At 40.8% G+C, this 16160-nt stretch carries 15 protein-coding genes; 1 reads left to right on the forward strand and 14 read right to left on the reverse strand.

Features of this window, described 5'->3' with window-relative positions:
* Nucleotides 1–139: 139 nt before the first annotated feature.
* The 4 genes from BW139_RS14990 to BW139_RS15005 all read right to left on the reverse strand — a co-directional run bounded on the left by BW139_RS14990 (nucleotide 140) and on the right by BW139_RS15005 (nucleotide 1487).
* The gene (locus BW139_RS14990) at nucleotides 140–658 is read right to left on the reverse strand and encodes a DUF4240 domain-containing protein (protein WP_076920198.1); all 519 of its coding nucleotides are present in this window, start codon (nucleotides 656–658) and stop codon (nucleotides 140–142) included.
* Nucleotides 655–849 (reverse strand): YwbE family protein, encoded by a 195-nt coding sequence (locus tag BW139_RS14995; RefSeq protein ID WP_008111487.1) that lies wholly within the window; start codon nucleotides 847–849, stop codon nucleotides 655–657. Before BW139_RS14995 ends, BW139_RS14990 begins: the two co-directional genes overlap by 4 nt.
* A 137-nt stretch (nucleotides 850–986) precedes the next feature.
* Nucleotides 987–1274, reverse strand: coding sequence for a hypothetical protein (locus tag BW139_RS15000; RefSeq protein WP_076920199.1), 288 nt, complete (start codon nucleotides 1272–1274; stop codon nucleotides 987–989).
* Nucleotides 1275–1280: 6 nt separating this feature from the next.
* Nucleotides 1281–1487 carry a hypothetical protein gene (locus BW139_RS15005; RefSeq protein WP_008111491.1) on the reverse strand — a complete coding sequence of 69 codons (207 nt, stop codon included), beginning with the start codon at nucleotides 1485–1487 and terminating at the stop codon, nucleotides 1281–1283.
* Nucleotides 1488–1587: 100 nt separating this feature from the next.
* On the opposite strand from BW139_RS15005, the gene BW139_RS15010 reads away from it, so the two are divergent.
* Entirely contained in the window at nucleotides 1588–2391 is an 804-nt protein-coding gene (locus BW139_RS15010) for an ion transporter (protein WP_175611416.1), read from the forward strand.
* A 37-nt stretch (nucleotides 2392–2428) separates the two neighbouring features.
* Here the strand turns inward: BW139_RS15010 and BW139_RS15015 are convergent, their stop codons facing one another.
* The 10 genes from BW139_RS15015 to BW139_RS15060 form a co-directional block, all read right to left on the reverse strand.
* Nucleotides 2429–4387 (reverse strand): methyl-accepting chemotaxis protein, encoded by a 1959-nt coding sequence (locus BW139_RS15015; RefSeq protein WP_076920200.1) that lies wholly within the window; start codon nucleotides 4385–4387, stop codon nucleotides 2429–2431.
* Nucleotides 4388–4532: 145 nt separating this feature from the next.
* Nucleotides 4533–5672: an aspartate-semialdehyde dehydrogenase gene (asd, locus tag BW139_RS15020; protein WP_076920201.1), complete on the reverse strand. Its 1140-nt coding sequence runs from the start codon at nucleotides 5670–5672 to the stop codon at nucleotides 4533–4535.
* Between the two features lie 202 nt (nucleotides 5673–5874).
* Nucleotides 5875–8586, reverse strand: coding sequence for a TonB-dependent receptor plug domain-containing protein (locus BW139_RS15025; RefSeq protein ID WP_076920202.1), 2712 nt, complete (start codon nucleotides 8584–8586; stop codon nucleotides 5875–5877).
* 93 nt (nucleotides 8587–8679) lie between these two features.
* Nucleotides 8680–10281, reverse strand: a complete 1602-nt coding sequence (locus BW139_RS15030; RefSeq protein WP_008111496.1) for a hypothetical protein — start codon at nucleotides 10279–10281, stop codon at nucleotides 8680–8682.
* Nucleotides 10282–10596: 315 nt separating this feature from the next.
* Nucleotides 10597–11925: a lipopolysaccharide assembly protein LapB gene (locus BW139_RS15035; protein WP_076920203.1), complete on the reverse strand. Its 1329-nt coding sequence runs from the start codon at nucleotides 11923–11925 to the stop codon at nucleotides 10597–10599.
* Between the two features lie 37 nt (nucleotides 11926–11962).
* Entirely contained in the window at nucleotides 11963–12568 is a 606-nt protein-coding gene (locus BW139_RS15040; RefSeq protein ID WP_008111498.1) for an energy transducer TonB, read from the reverse strand.
* Nucleotides 12569–12574: 6 nt separating this feature from the next.
* Nucleotides 12575–12985, reverse strand: coding sequence for a biopolymer transporter ExbD (locus BW139_RS15045; protein WP_008111500.1), 411 nt, complete (start codon nucleotides 12983–12985; stop codon nucleotides 12575–12577).
* A gap of 53 nt (nucleotides 12986–13038) precedes the next feature.
* Nucleotides 13039–13566, reverse strand: a complete 528-nt coding sequence (locus BW139_RS15050; RefSeq protein ID WP_008111501.1) for a MotA/TolQ/ExbB proton channel family protein — start codon at nucleotides 13564–13566, stop codon at nucleotides 13039–13041.
* Nucleotides 13567–13569: 3 nt separating this feature from the next.
* On the reverse strand, nucleotides 13570–14937 hold the full coding sequence (locus BW139_RS15055; protein WP_076920204.1) for a MotA/TolQ/ExbB proton channel family protein: 1368 nt from the start codon (nucleotides 14935–14937) through the stop codon (nucleotides 13570–13572).
* Between the two features lie 10 nt (nucleotides 14938–14947).
* Nucleotides 14948–15700 (reverse strand): DUF3450 domain-containing protein, encoded by a 753-nt coding sequence (locus tag BW139_RS15060; RefSeq protein ID WP_076920205.1) that lies wholly within the window; start codon nucleotides 15698–15700, stop codon nucleotides 14948–14950.
* Nucleotides 15701–16160: the final 460 nt, after the last annotated feature.

Below are 16160 nucleotides of genomic sequence, written 5' to 3' on the forward strand. Positions count from 1 at the left end.
AATTAATTGAAACCGTGATTTGAATTTTAAGGATGCAAAAAATAAATGATAAAAGAACAAAGAAACTGCATAGAAAAATTAAATATCCACGCAGTTTCATGTTTTAAAAAGTTGTTAAGAGTTATGCAATATTAACGTCTTACTGCCAATATTTTGCAAATAACTGCGGGTAACTTTGTTTTAAAAACTTAGGCTTGTCTTTAAAGCGTTTGCCTTTAGGTTGTTCAAGCCCTGAGGGAATAAACGGTAATTCATCGTCATTACGTTCTTCATATAACAAACCTGCAATTAGGTCATACTCATCTAAATACGGGTAAGGTTGCTCGTTTAAAAAATAAAGCGGTGTACACTGAGCTAGACTATCAGGGTTTTCTAGTGCGGCTTTAAATACGGCTTCACCACGGGATATTAACCAACAACGAAATTCTGAAAAGCCATATTCGTCATTACAGCCTGCCATGACAAACGCCGCACCAAATAAATCCCAAGTATAACTTTGGCGCATACAAATACTAAACTGTTTATCAAATTCAATTAATTGCTCATCTGATAAGTCACTCAGTGCCGACTTAAGCGATTGGCACACTGAATCGGGCTCTGCGGTTTTATCTTCGACAGTAACCAAGCGCCAAAAATCAGTTAAGGTTAGCTCACTCATGCAAGGATCTCTTTTACCCGACCCACTTGGCCGTCTTCTAATTGTACTTTAATACCATGCGGGTGATTAGGCGACTTGGTTAATAAACGCGACACAATACCATTAGTTAATGTACCACTGCGTTGATCTTGTTTAAGCACAATATTAACCTCTGTGCCGGGTGTTATTTGTGAACGTGTTGGAACAGCCATATATAATCTCTTTTGCTATTTTTGGGGATTATAGCCTGCTTAATAAAATCTCTCTATATTAAAGCTTTTACTAGGCCTATAAATGCCTGAACTACGTTAAAATGAAGAATAGCTAAACAAAAACAACATACCTATTTTTACTGCTTAAAAAATGAAACCGCATTGTTTTTTATATGAATATTTAAACTAGCTAATGCATTGCAAATAAGCTGTTCAATGTAATCTAGCTGATTTTTTTGTTTAGCATGCTCTAGTGCAATAGCATCAATAAAATAACAGCTTACGGTAAACTTTGAAGGTAAATTATTTAAATCTGCCGAATGGGTAAGAAAGCTAAAACCCTCAACATTATCTTTTATTTGCTCGCAAGCCAGTGTTAATTGCTGACGAATACGTTTATCTAGCTGCTTTTGGGTTTTGGTCATTGTTTATTACTGCTCGGCGGTTTGTTGCTTTTTAAATTCTTTGTAGCTGTCTTGTTGTTGTTTAACACATTCATGGTATTCCTTGTCAGCCATATGGCTGCACTCACCTAATCGAGCTGATTGAATTTCATGATAACGGCTATCACTGCTACACCCTGCTAACACTACGATTACCGATAACGAAAGTAGATACTTTAAGTTATGATTCAACATTCAAAATTCCTTATATTTAAACCGGAAAACTACTGATTTTCGTTATTTTTGCTGTATATTGCACTGGTTTTGTATTTATAACCGTTAAGGGCACGTTATGATGTTGTCGCAGTTACAAGAGCTGTTCCAGCGTATCGATAAAAGTAAATTATTTCAATCATTTGTTATTGCAGTTATTGTTGTTTCTGCACTGACCGTAGGTGCACATACCTATTCGTTACACCCTACCGCTGAGCTATTTCTACATTGGATGGATATAGGCATTACGGTGTTTTTCTTAATCGAACTAGTTATTCGTTATATTGCCAGTAAAGGTATCAGAGACTTTTTCTCCAAAGGCTGGAACATATTTGACTTCATTATAGTGATCGGAAGTTTATACCCTGCGGCAGGCTCGACTATTTTTATTGCTCGACTGCTGCGTATTTTCCGCGTACTACGTTTGGTGTCTATGATCCCAGAGCTGCGCTTATTAGTGAACTCACTAATAAAAGCTATCCCGCAAATGGGCTACATTGCGCTGCTAATGTTTGTAATTTTTTATATTTATGCCGCTACAGGTAGCATGTTGTTTGCTGAGATAAACCCGGTACTGTGGGGCGATGTGTCTATTTCTATGCTCACCTTGTTTAGAATAGCCACCTTCGAAGATTGGACCGACGTGATGTACGAAACCATGGCGGTATACAAATTAAGTTGGATTTTTTACTTAACCTTTATCTTTTTAACTGCATTTGTATTTTTAAATATGATGGTCGGGGCAATCTTAGAGGTGATGAGTGAAGAGCATCGCAATGCACGTGAAGAGCAAGCCGATAACGACTCACTACCGGCCACCCAAGGCCAAGTAAACGAATTAAAAGCACAGCTAACAGAGTTAAAGCAATTACTTAAAAATAAATAGCAGGTATAAAAGGGCAAGTATGCACTTGCCCTTTTATTTATACTTTAAACTTGCCTACTAAGTCCGTTAATATCGATGAAAGACGGCTCATTTCATTCCCGTTGTCACTGGTGCTAACAGCAATATCACTGACCTCATCGGCTGCATTTTTAATCTCGATAACGTTTCGGTTTATGTCTTCAGCTACGTGTTGCTGCTCTTCAGCTGCGGTGGCTATTTGGGTATTTAAATCGCTAATATTAACAATAGAGGCTGTGATCTCGCTAAACTGTTGTTGCGCAGAATGCGCAAGTTCTACAGTTTTATTGGTGGTTTCTATACTGCGTTCCATGTCTTTAGACACTTTAGATGACATAGTACGTAGTTTATCTAACTGCGACGCCACTTCTTCGGTCGACTCGGCAGTGCGTTGCGATAACGCACGCACTTCATCAGCAACCACTGCAAAACCACGCCCATGCTCTCCAGCGCGCGCAGCTTCTATTGCAGCATTCAATGCTAGTAAATTGGTTTGCTCAGAAATACCGCGAATAACGCTCAAAATAGACATAATATTTTCGCTTTCACTATCGAGCTTAGTAATGTCTGCTGAAGCATTATTTATTACATCGCACAGCTGAACCACACTTTCTACGGTTTGTGTAATAACCGATTGCCCCAAGTCCGATGCTTGCTGAGTTTGAACCGCTAAATCCGCCGCATTCGCACAACTACTCGATACTTCATTAGCAGTGGCAGCCATTTCATTAATAGCCGTTGCCGCCATTTCTAAGGCTTGTTGTTGTTGACTGGTAGAGCTTGTTAATTGTGCAGCTTGCGATGAAGTTTGCGATGAAGTTTTGCTGACATTTTGCGCACACTCATTAATTTGCGTCACCAGCTCACTGATCAAATTTAAAAATAAGTTAAAACTAGTGGCTAATTTAGCGGTTTCATCCTTAGTTTTTATCGCTAGGCGCTGGGTTAAATCCCCTCCTCCTTGTGATATTTCAGTTAAACCGTCGCTTACCTCAACAATAGGAGCAGAAATAAGTTTAGAAATATAGCTCGCTATCGCGATAAATGCGGCAATTAATATCGCGCTAATAATTAAAATGGTATAAGCCATTGCATTGGCCGCGCTCATTACCTCAGACTTTTCTACCACCCCAATAAACTTCCACCCCAAAATGGGAGACGTGTAAATATTGGCCATATACTGTTTTCCATCAATATCGACATCAAACAGGCCTTGGTTATTTTTAGCTAAATCGGCATATTTTCCGCCCTCAATATCAGCTAAGTTTTTAAATCGGTAATCTGGGTGTTTCACATCCACCAGCACACTGCCGCTGTCTTCAATCAACATTAAGTAGCCTGTTTCGCCTAATTTAATATCGGCAATAATGTCAGTAAGCCCTCCTAATGAAACATCCATCCCTTGAGCACCAATTAACTCGCCGTTATCAATAATGGCTTTAACCGTGGATACAATAACTAAATCATCAGCTGCCCAGTAGTAAGCATTAGTGCGGGTTGTTTTGCCGTTCGCTTGTTTAGCGGTTTTATACCATGGGCGCTGACGGGGGTCGTAATTAGCATTTACGTTTCCCATAGGCCATTGAACATAACCACCTTGTTCATTCCCCATGTAAATATAAGCAAGCCCAGGGTGAGTCTCACCAAAGTGATTAAATAAACTATAAGCAGCTTGCTCTGTTGGGCTTTGATTAGGATGATCAAGCATTACCTCAGTGCCGATATCCATATGTGTTTTTATGTTTTCACGGGCATTTTTAATTGTTTCATGAGAGGCTAAGTAATCAACATTTTTGGCAATTTCAGCAAAAAACATGGTAATTGCGTTATCAACTTGCCGGGCTTCTCGTTCACTTAGTACGGAGAAATTTTCCAGTGCTTGCTCTCTGGTTTGAGAAATAACTAAAGCGGCTATAATTAATAACGGTAGAGCAATTGCTGATGCAAAAGAGAGCTTTAATTTTTTTGATATATTCATGAAGTTAACCTCTAAAAACACTCTTAAAAATATAGTGTGACTAAAGGCGTTGAGCAAGAAATGAGACAAGAATATTAATATTGATTCGCAAGGTTAATAAAAAGGGCTAGCCCTAGCTAACCCTTTAAATTAATAAATTAGAGAATTATTCACCGTCTACAATAATGCGTAACATACGGCGAAGTGGCTCCGCTGCGCCCCATAAAAGCTGATCGCCTACGGTAAAGGCACTGATATATTTTGGCCCCATGGCGAGTTTGCGAATACGGCCAACAGGTATACTTAACGTACCGGTTACTTTAACTGGGGTTAAGTCGGTACTGGTAATGTCACGCTCATTAGGAATTACTTTAACCCACTCATTGTGCGAGGCTAAAATTTCTTCTATTTTTTCTACGCTAATGTCTTCACGTAATTTAATGGTCATCGCTTGGCTATGACAACGCATTGCACCAATGCGTACACATAAACCATCAATAGGCACAGGCTGTTTAGATGAACCTAAAATTTTGTTGGCTTCTACTTGCGCTTTCCACTCTTCTTTAGATTGACCGCTTGGCATAGGCACATCAATCCATGGGATTAAGCTACCTGCTAGCGGCACACCAAACTGGTCTTGTGGCAAATCGCTTGATGCCATTTTTTCGCTGACTATTTTATCAATTTCTAAAATAGCTGAACTTGGGTTATCTAGTTGCTGTGCAACACTTGCATGAATAGCCCCCATTTGGGCAATGAGCTCTTTCATATTGCGTGCACCGGCGCCCGATGCTGCTTGGTAGGTCATTGGGCTGACCCATTCGATTAGGTCTTGCTCAAATAAACCACCCAGCGCTAGTAGCATAAGTGAAACCGTGCAGTTACCACCTACAAAGGTTTTAACGCCTTGCTCTAGCCCTTGTTCAATCACATCTTTGTTAACAGGGTCAAGTACGATAATACTGTCGTCACTCATGCGCAGTGCAGAGGCTGCATCTATCCAATAGCCATCCCAACCTGATTCACGTAATTTTGGATACACCGCATTGGTATAATCGCCACCCTGACAGGTAACAATAATGTCCATTTTTGCAAGCTCAGAAATATCGCTGGCATCTAAAAGCGGTTTAGCTGCACCCGCTAACTCAGGGCCAAGCTGACCTGCTTGTGAGGTGGTGAAAAAGGTGGTGTCGATATGTGCAAAATCATGTTGTTGTTCCATTCTCTCGAGTAACACTGAGCCTACCATGCCGCGCCATCCGACTAATCCTACTTTTTTCATTGTTTGTTCCACTGTTTGATTCATAAAAGGAGCCTATACATTAAAAATTAAAAATTCATTGCGTGAGATTTAATTTTTACAGTCCTAAGCTAACACCACCAGCACGCTAAAACTAGTCAATAAACTGTAACTCAAATATTTTTCATACACATAAAAAAGCCCTGTATAAAATACAGGGCTAATAAGTAGTTAGGCGTTGTTATAAATCCTATCCTTGGGCTTTTACTTAAAACTCGTAACTATAACTAATATCAAAGTTCATACCGACTTCTTTAGAGCGAACAATAATATCTGATTGCGATACTTCCTGATCTTCATTAAGTAGATTTTTAACTTTAAACTTCACCTTAGAATTAAAATCAGGGTAAAAGGTATAAACTAAATCTAATGAATGAAATGGCTGCTCATAAGCATCATCTCGACTCGCTACACCTGCTGCTAAAATACGCTCACCAAATACGTTATAAACCAAAGAGCTACTGTGCATACCATCGAGTGAATCATAGTTAAGTTGCAAATTAACAACGTACTCTGAGTGACCCGTCATACGTTTTTTAGGATTAGTTAACGTACCGGCAAGCGCAGGATCGATAGACGCTTCTGAGTCACTCAAAGTAATATTACCACTGGTAAATAAGCCTTCAGATAAAAACGTGAGGTCTTGCAACCATTCAGCTTCTATACCGTAGACCTCAGCAGTTTCACCATTAATAAATGAGGCTGAATAGTCTTCATCGCCAATATTAAGAACGGTTTCAATGGGGGCTGTAATGTCTTTATAAAAGGCAGCAACACTAAACGAATTACCGGCTTCACCGTAATATTCATAACGTAAGTCATAGTTTTTAATCGGGCTACTTTTAAGCCCTGTACGACCAAATGTTCTAATATCGGTAAGTGGATCAAAGTAGGTAACCGGTACCACTTCACGAAAATCCGGACGAACTACCGTTTCACCATAACCAGCACGTACTTGATAGTTGTAAGCGCCTACGTAGGTAACAGAAAGCGCAGGGTACCAATCGTCTGAAACAATAGAGCCCGCTTGAATTTTTTCAGGGTCGTAGAAAGTATTCAAGTCATCTTGATCAAATATTAGGCTAGATGTACCAATAGACGTTTGTTTAAATTGTTCATAGCGTACACCACCGCTAATGCGTAGCCATTGATCATAAAACACATCAAATGAGGCATAACCCGCATCAACTTTTTGTCCTGCTAGGTAATCATCCGCATCAGGGGCTGTTGGTTCATTAAAATCAACCAGTATCGCGTTATTATTAATAAATTCATCGCTTAGGTATCCGCTATTATTGAGCGCATTATCACTGCCGTCATTTATAGTGATACCAGCACCACCACTATTATTAATAGCAAAACTGGAGGTATTAAAAATACGTGCTCTATCTGAGAAGTCATAGCCTACTTTAAATTCAACATCCATGCTGTCAAAGCTAAGCGGTAAGTTTAAATTACCACTGTAAGACTTTACGCGTTCTTCCATGTTGGTGTATGACATAATAACACGGTTATCATCACCTGTAATTTGAGAACCCGCATACGAACCGTCGGTGTTGTACTCATCGCGAAATTCAAAGTCAGCATTAGTCGGAATATCCGTTGTTGCTTTCGCTTCGGTATACTGCCAATCAGCGCCAATCCCCATGTAATCTAAAAAGGTGTGCTGACCAATAAACTGGGTAATATTGAGTTGTCGCTCTTCATAGTTAAAAGTATGGTTACGGTTAGCAACGCCATCCCCTGCAATACTGAATGTTGAACTGCCCGCTGGACTTTGCGAAATCGCAATTTCAGACTCATCTTCATTATCAATAATGTACAGCTGCTGCGCTGATATGCTGTGGGTATCTAGGGTATAGCCTAAACTAAATGACGCATTATAACGCTCGTTTTCTGTGGTCACTTGAGCATTTTTTACTGTATTAAAACATGAATTTGCAACATCATCGGCAGTATTTAGTGCTGTCGTACAGTCAATTTTGCCGTCTTCATTTTTTAAATCTTGGCTTATCACTGAGCTAAATCGGTCTTCAAAATCCCACTCGTTTTTATAAGCACCAGAAAGCATAAAGCCTAACTTGCCGCCAAAGTAAGATTCGCTAAAGCTATCACCATAATGGGCTTTAATATTGTATTGTGGATCGAGAGAGTCTTCTTTTAACTCATAACCACGCGGTAACGACTTCAGTAATTCGTTGTTAATCGCAGTCGCTTGCTCTGCACGTGTTGTGTCACCATCGACTAAGCCATCGCGCTTTACAATGTTACCAATACTAAAATCACCTCGGTATTGTGTTATTGCAGATGATAACGCATCAGGGAGTCCGCTTTCTTTACGGTTGTAAGTAAAACCGTCGCTTGCCGCGGTGTTATAACCAACACCCACCTCTACACCCGCTGTAAACTCGCTTGGTGCAGCTTTGGTTCTAATGTCAATATTACCGCCACCAAACGCGGCAGGCATATTTGGTGAGTAAGCTTTTTGTACCGCCATGCTGGAAATAATACTAGCGGGAAAAATATCAAGCGGGATCACATTGCGAGTTAAATCGGGGCTGGGTATGTACGCACCATTTAAACGTGCACTCGAATAACGCTCACCTAAACCACGCACATAAATGAACTTGCCATCAACGAGGGTTAAACCGGTTACACGCCGAAGAGCAGAAGCGGCATCGCTATCGCCAGTACGCGCTAATTGCTCTGAGCCTAAAATATCGGCTACAAAGGCTTGGTTTTTTCGCTCTTCAACCACAGCAGCAGCACTGCCTTGTAAACGCGTACCTACTGCCACTACTTCTTCTATTTCTTGGGCTACATCAACATCATTTTGCGCAGCAAACAGGCTTACAGATTGGGCACACAGCCCTAAACCAATCGCCCATGTAATTTGATTAAGTCTATGCTTTTTAGACATAAGATACATCCTGATCAGATTATACAAAAGAGGCGCCAAACGCTTATTATGCAAGCTCCAAGGCGCCTTCAAAAGTTTATAAATAGTGTTAAATTAGTCTGCGTTAGCTGCGGCTACTGCTGCTTCAACCCATTTATACCAATTTGACGTTGTATCCTGATCCGATACGGCACCGATGTAATTAACAGAATCAAAGAACGCATCTGTTGTACTTAAATCAGTGGCAGTGACGCTCACATCTGAAGAAGCCGTATTAGTAGCAAAACCATTCGCAGCAAGAACAGCAACGTCATCTGTTAAAATTTCACTGGCACCGCCATTTTCAAACCAGGCAGTTTTAGTTTGTCCAGCAAGTGGGCCACCAGCAAAAGTATCGGTATTAGCGAAATTATTTGAACACGCCATTACTGAGCTAGTAAAAGAGATGTTATCGGCTTGCTTCTCACCATCACCTGAGAATTCAATACATTGAGTATTAACGGCGTTTTTCTTAACGATTAACGCGTTATAAATGCTTGAATTAAATTGGTCATCAAACTTGTAAGCTTGTGAAGGGTCATCATCACGAACTGAATTGCCATCAGTGGTGATTACCGTCACGTTAGCAACCATAGGGTTTGAAGGTGATACTTGCGCAGAAGATGAACCTTTAACACCGTCAGACTCAAAACCATTGTTACCCATATTAACCACTGAACCGTCGTTTAGCGTTACTGTACCGTGCTGAACAAATAAGTACTGTGCCTTACCTTGCCAACCAGCATCAAAGTCAAACGAATCATCTTGGGTATCAGTCACTGCAATATGCTTAAGCGTGGTTGCACCACCAAAAATTTCAATACCGTCATCAAAGCCTTGGTGAATATGAATGTAATCAAACTCAGAGCCTGAACCAACAGCATTAAGTGTTAATGAATTTAAATCGTCGCCTTCACCACCTACGCGAGGGCCAGAGCCTGCATACCATACTTTAGCCCATTTAATATTACCGCTTGAATCGCTATTATCGTTACCACCAAAGTAGCTTGTAATACCTTCAGAGGCTACGTTACATGTACCGCCATCACGCTCTGCATCAGTACATTGATCTGTAATACCTTGGCCATTAATGATAATACCACCCCAGTCAGCATAACGTGCACCTTCACCAGCTGTATCAAAACGGTCAAAGGCATTAGCTGAGGTAAATACTACTGGTTTTTCTGCTGTACCCACGGCTTGAATTTTTGCACCACGTGCAATGCGTAAAATCGCTTCACCTGATTGAAACGCAAGGGTTGCGCCAGGCTCTACAGTCATCGTTGGGCCATTAGTAGGAATAGAAAAGCCATCAACAGTGTTGCCATCTTCACCAATCTGCAGGGCGTCAGCAAATACATGTACACCACCGCCAGGTAACTCTTTAAAAGTAATATTGTTAGTAATTGAAATAGTTTTACTTGAAAATGAATCGTTGTATAAGCAATCTATACCACTGACCACACCTGTAACCGTGCCTGCATCTGATTCATAGCTTGCACATACAGCCTCATCATCCGTTGTTGAACCGGTGTTGTTATTAGAATTATTAACACTGTTGTCTGTACTGGTGCTGTTATCATTAACGGTTGGTGTAATTTCTATATCACCACCACAACCAGCAAGTGTCATTGCTGTAGCCACTAAGCTGATTTTGAATAAGCCAGATAATTTCATTGTTCACTCCGTAAAAGTATTTAATTATTGTGTTAGCGCTTTAAGTAATAACTTAAGTCACTTTAAGGCACGATACTCATGCATTAAGGTCACTTGAGTTATCGAATACGAAGTACAATACGGGAGTGTTATGACAATGAAGTTACACTTTAATAAACATAAAATGACAATGTTAATTAATTAAAAATCAATTGGTTGCTTTAAAAAGGCAGGCAAAAAAACCACACTAACCGAATGTTAGTGTGGTTTGAGTAGTGCAATTATGAAGCGGTTTTTAGTGCGTCAGTTAAGAACCAATAGACGCACTATAAAAAATTAAAGAAGTGCTGTTTTTAATGTTTGCGCATGCACTTTTTCGCGTTTTACATATTTGATCCATTGCTGGGCTAAACGTTGCGACTTTTTGTGCTTTTCGGCTTGTTCAAACGCAAGGATAGACGCATCAAAATTTTGTAAATTGTATTGCGCCATCCCTAAAGCAACAAACGCATTTGATTCAAAATCAAGGCCGCCTTTATCCAGTGCCATTCGCGCTGCATCGGCAGCTTCGTCATACTGCTCTGTGTTTACATACACTTCAGCTAGACGCTGATCGTACTTACCATGCTCTGAACGCTCTGCAGCTTTGGTAAAGTAACTAATCGACTTAGCATCTTCTTTAGCTTGTACCATGGCCTCGGCTACAAAGGCATAATTTTTAGCAGTGGGTTCAGCAATCCCCTGCTCTATTGCTTTACTCATTACACTGGCTGCTTTATAAGCAAGCTGATTATATAAATATACCTGCGCAAGCTGCCTTAAGTCAGATTTAGAGGTTAAAAACCCTTGCTGGTAAGCAGCCTCTAAAACACTAAGCTGCTGTTTTTCTTGCCCAGTTTCACCGTACATACCGGCTAATTGCACCCAATACTCAGGTTTATTGTAAAGCTTTACCATACGCTCAAGTACGCTCACTACTTTATCGGTTTGGTTAAGTGAGTAATACATAGCGCGTTGCAGTACCAGCCAGTTTTCTTTGGGTACTTTGCCTTCGCTATCACTTAAGTTAATGGCTTGCGTAATGTAACTCAGGCCTTGCTTATAGTCTTTTAATTGATAGTAGGTTTGCGCCCTTAATAAATAATAGGCGTCGGTTTTAGGCTTAGTGTTTATAGCATCCCATTTGTCTAAAAATGCAATCACCTTTTTATAGTCACTGTTAGCCATAGCAAGCTGCGCTAAGCTGAATGTTGTGCTCAAACGCAGTGTTTCTGGAATGCCATCTTCGGCAATCACTTTTTCAAATGAAGCAATCGCTTTTACAAGGTCGTTTTCATTGTAATAAATAAACCCATAAAAGTTATGCATCATCGCAATTTCATAAGAGTTCATACTTGATGAGCGCGCTTGTATGCTGTCAAGCGCAGCCAAGCCCGCTTTACTGTCGCCATCATCCGCAAGTTTTTGGGCGCGAGCTAATTGGCTGTATACTTTTTCACGCAGTGCGGGCACTCGTGTTGTTTTTTGCTGTTCAGCGGCCTGTACTGTCGCCAAATTTACACCCGGAAATACACTCAATGCACTTGGTGTAACAACGCTGGCACTGATTGCAACAGTGCACAACATACTCAGCTTTAATAGCTTGGTTGTTAGTTTTAATTTCATAATTGCCTCACGTTCACTCTTTGCTTACTTAACAGAATTAACCATTAATTTGGAAAGAAATTTTATTTTGCACACCGGCTACTTCAACGGCTTCACCATTAACCACGCGCGGTTTATATTTAAATTTAAGGGCCGCATCCATCGCTGCTCTATCAAATAATGACTCTGGCTCGGCTTTAATAACTTGCGGCTCTTTAACCGTGCCTTGCTTTGTCACTGTAAATTCAACAATGACATACCCTTCAATACCACGCGACAAAGCACGCCTTGGGTATACCGGTGCCACTTTTACTATGGGTAAATACTCACCATCACTGGTTTCTAACGCTAATCCACCCGCTAGATTTACATCCGCATCGACATTGGCAGCAAAATCAAAGTTGTTGCTGGCTGCGTTGTTATCGCTACTTTGCATTTGTGGCGATTCCATTGGCGGTGGTGGCTCTTTAGGCGTTGGCGGCTTTTGTGGTTTACGTTCCTTTTTTTGTACCGTTTCTTCTTTTTTCAAACGGACAAAATCTAACACATTCCCTTTGGCAGGCTCCGTCATGGCGCCTTCACCACCGGTGATCAATGCCTGCATACCTAAAAACAGCATAAAGGTCACCACACCCGCTATAATTAACGCAAGTACATAACGCATCACTCGTTACCCTTCTTGAGCCGCTATTGAAACATCAAATACACCCGCTGCACGCGAGGCATCCATCACTTTTATCAAGGTTTCTGTAGTGGCTTTTTTATCAGCCTGAATAACCACACTACCTTGTGGATTTTCAGCTTTTAAACGTTCAATGTTGGCCTGTACGGCACGTACATCTATTTGACGTTTATTGATCCAAATTTCGCCTTGATCTGAAATAGCCACTAATATGTTAGCGCGCTCTTTTTTAACAGCCGTTGCCGCTTCTGGGCGGTTTACATCAATACCGGCTTCTTTTACAAACGAGGCTGTAACAATAAAGAAAATAAGCATAATAAATACAACATCCAGCATAGGAGTCATGTTTATTTCTTCTGCTTCATCTTCTTGGAATAAATTACCTAATGGGGCTCTCATTTTATTTCTCCTAGAATAAGCGGTGATTATGTTCACCGCTTTTCAATAATTATTTAGTGGTCCAACACCATAGTGTCTTGCAACAATTCAACTTCACGCTTTGCTTTACGCTGTAAATAGGTTGAGGCAAACACCCCTGATAACGCACCGACCATTCCTGCCATTGTCGGTATGGTTGCTTTTGACACACCCGATGCCATAGAGCGTGCGCTGCCTGTACCTGTAATGGCCATTACATCAAAAACTTCTATCATCCCTGTAACTGTGCCGAGTAAACCTAATAGTGGACACAGCGCTACCATTACATTAATAAGCGGTAAGTTTGCGTTTAATCGCATACTAGCGCGTGAAACCATGGCCTGGCGTATTTGCTCTGCATTCCAGCTGTTGCGTTCACTACGAGTTTTCCACGTATTCTTAACGTCTTTTTTGTAGTGTCGATAGCCATTAAAAAAGTACATAAATCGCTCGAGTATCAATAACCACATCGCGAAAATTAACACGGCAATGACCAAGAGAACTTGGCCACCCGTGTCGAGAAAATCACGGATAGCATTGATTGAATCAATCAATAGCACCATGGTTTAGGCTCCTTTCTCGCTTCGCTCGGCAATAATACCTGCACTTTGTTCTTGTAAAATAAGTAGTAAACCTTTTGAGCGGGTATTCAATAAGGTGTATAAAAACACCGTTGGAATGGCAACCACAAGGCCTAATACGGTAGTAACTAAGGCTTGCGAAATACCACCTGCCATTAGTTTAGGGTCGCCAGTACCGAATAAAGTGATAGCTTGGAATGTATTGATCATCCCGGTTACTGTACCGAGTAAGCCCAGCAGTGGCGCTACCACAGAGATAATTTTAATAAGCGTTAAATTACGGGTGATTTTTGGCATTTCGCGTAAAATGGCTTCGCTTAACTTAAGCTCTAGAGTGTCGTACGCCACATTTGGGTATTGATCTTTCACTTTCATGACGCGCCCTAGCGGGTTATCATCACGAGCTGTATCGTCTTTTAATTGACGACGGATTTTTCCACCCATCAGCATGAGCGATACAAAACGCTCTAACGCAATTAATAACGCTAATAAACCAACGCCTAAAATAACGTAACCAACAGCACCACCTTGATGGACTTGCTCGCTGGTATCAGGAGCTTGTACTAATAAACCTAAAATTGAACCACCTGTTGGGTCAAGCGCAAACGGCACCACTCCGGTGTTTGCTTGCTGCAAATCAGCCGCGGTCGTAGTAAAGCGGCTGCTTGGTTGGCGAGTAAGTTGGCTAATGGTATTGGTGGCCGGTGTATACTCTAGGTACTGACCATCACTTATCAGGTTAAATGCACCCACACGTACCACTTCTTTTTGTACTTTATTGCCACCGTCAACAATTACATCAGTATCGAAGCGGCTTACTTTTCCTTGTTCGGTCATTTCGCGTTGTAGCTCAAACCAAACTTTTTCAATATCTTCAATAGACGCAAGCTTTGATGTTGACCCCATTTGTTGCGCCAATTCGTCCATAAAAGTACTACGCCCAGGTAACTGAGCCGATACCACCGAGGTTGCAAACTTATTGCTAGAATCTCCAGCAACTTGTTGTAGCACACCAAATAGCTCTTTTAATGAACCCATACGCTTTGATAAAGTATCGGTCAGGTTAGCCAATTTAATTTCGTTTTCTTCAAACTGCGTTTCTAAACGCTCTGACTCGCTAAGCATCTGATTTCGTTTAGCTTGGGTGTTTTTAAGCATTTGCACTTGTTCATTTTGACGTGCTGCAAATTCTTGTTCGCGTTGTTTATTTTGTTCTGATTGCGCTGATTTACCCTGCTCTAACGTTTTTAATAGAGCATCCAAATTCATTGGTTCAGCGGCACACATCGCACCTGAAAAACCTAAGCTGGCTGCAAACACGGCCATTTTTGTCATTTTCGTTAATAATTTCATGGTAAACCTCTTATTCTGCAGCATGAATTGGCAGTGTTAACATATCGGGGGCTAGTTGTTTGCGAGCAATGCGAAGCCCTTTATTAATTTGACTAATGGTTGAATCAGGCAGTGCAACAAACGACTGTGTTTTTTGATCCCAACTACCTGCTTGTTTACCATCGCGGGTAAGGTAAATGAGCTCTAAACGACCAATGCGCAGAAAGTCGACTTCACGTTCTTTATTGTCAACATCAAGCAATGCGGTATACGCTTCAATAGTGCGTCCGTAGTCAACCTCAACTTGATAAGCCTCTAAGACACGACGAAATTTTTCACTTGATGTAATATCAGCGCGTTCCATCATTGCATTTAATGATTCAAGACGCTGCTTTCGCTCTTGCTTTAAAAACGGCACGTCTAAGGCAACAAACTGTTCAAGCCCAGTGATCATACGAAGCATTAAAGGGGTTATTTGGCGCTCAATAATCGATACTTGATCCATCGATAAATTAAGCGATTCCATCTCTTCTATTTGATTACTTAACTGTTTTGTAAGCTGTGCGTTATAAACGGCTAAACCATCTATTTCTTTATTTAGGGTTTTGAATTGCTGTAAACGCCCTTGCATTGAATCTGCAATCTTGTCTATTTTTGTTTGTGATTGCGCAGCTAAATTATTAATTTCGCTGCTTTTATCAATTACCGTGTTTAAATCATTGGCGTGGACTGCTGCACTTGCGGCTACAATACCAGCTAAAATTAATGGTTTAACGCCTTTCATCGTATACACCTTTGCTCGTTAATTAGCGGATTTACTAGGGTCTGTTGACCTTTGCGGATTAAAATTTGTTCAAACTAGGGGCGGTTTAATCGCGGCGCGAGGTTTGTAACCTAGTGGGCTAAGTCAAAACCGAGCAACAAAGAGTAAATCGCCCCTAGGCAGAACCCGAAGGGCAGCGCCTGTTTGGCATTGATGCTGCGTTATCACCTATTTATGGGGAATAACCACACCACATAGGCTCTGCCTTGCCTAAATACCAAACAGACTGCTGCAAATTTAACCTTAAAAGATCAACAGACCCTAGTGTTTATTAATCGCTTTAACCTGTTTATAAAAAACAATTTAATGCGAGATAGTTTCAATGAGCGAAATTGTATAGATTAAAAATGACAAGCGTGTTGCGTAAAAAAGTCGCTTTTATGACAGCGGTAATAAATTAGCCTTATTGGCCAAATTTAAA

Source organism: Pseudoalteromonas sp. SK18 (assembly GCF_001974855.1).
Taxonomy (GTDB): domain Bacteria; phylum Pseudomonadota; class Gammaproteobacteria; order Enterobacterales; family Alteromonadaceae; genus Pseudoalteromonas.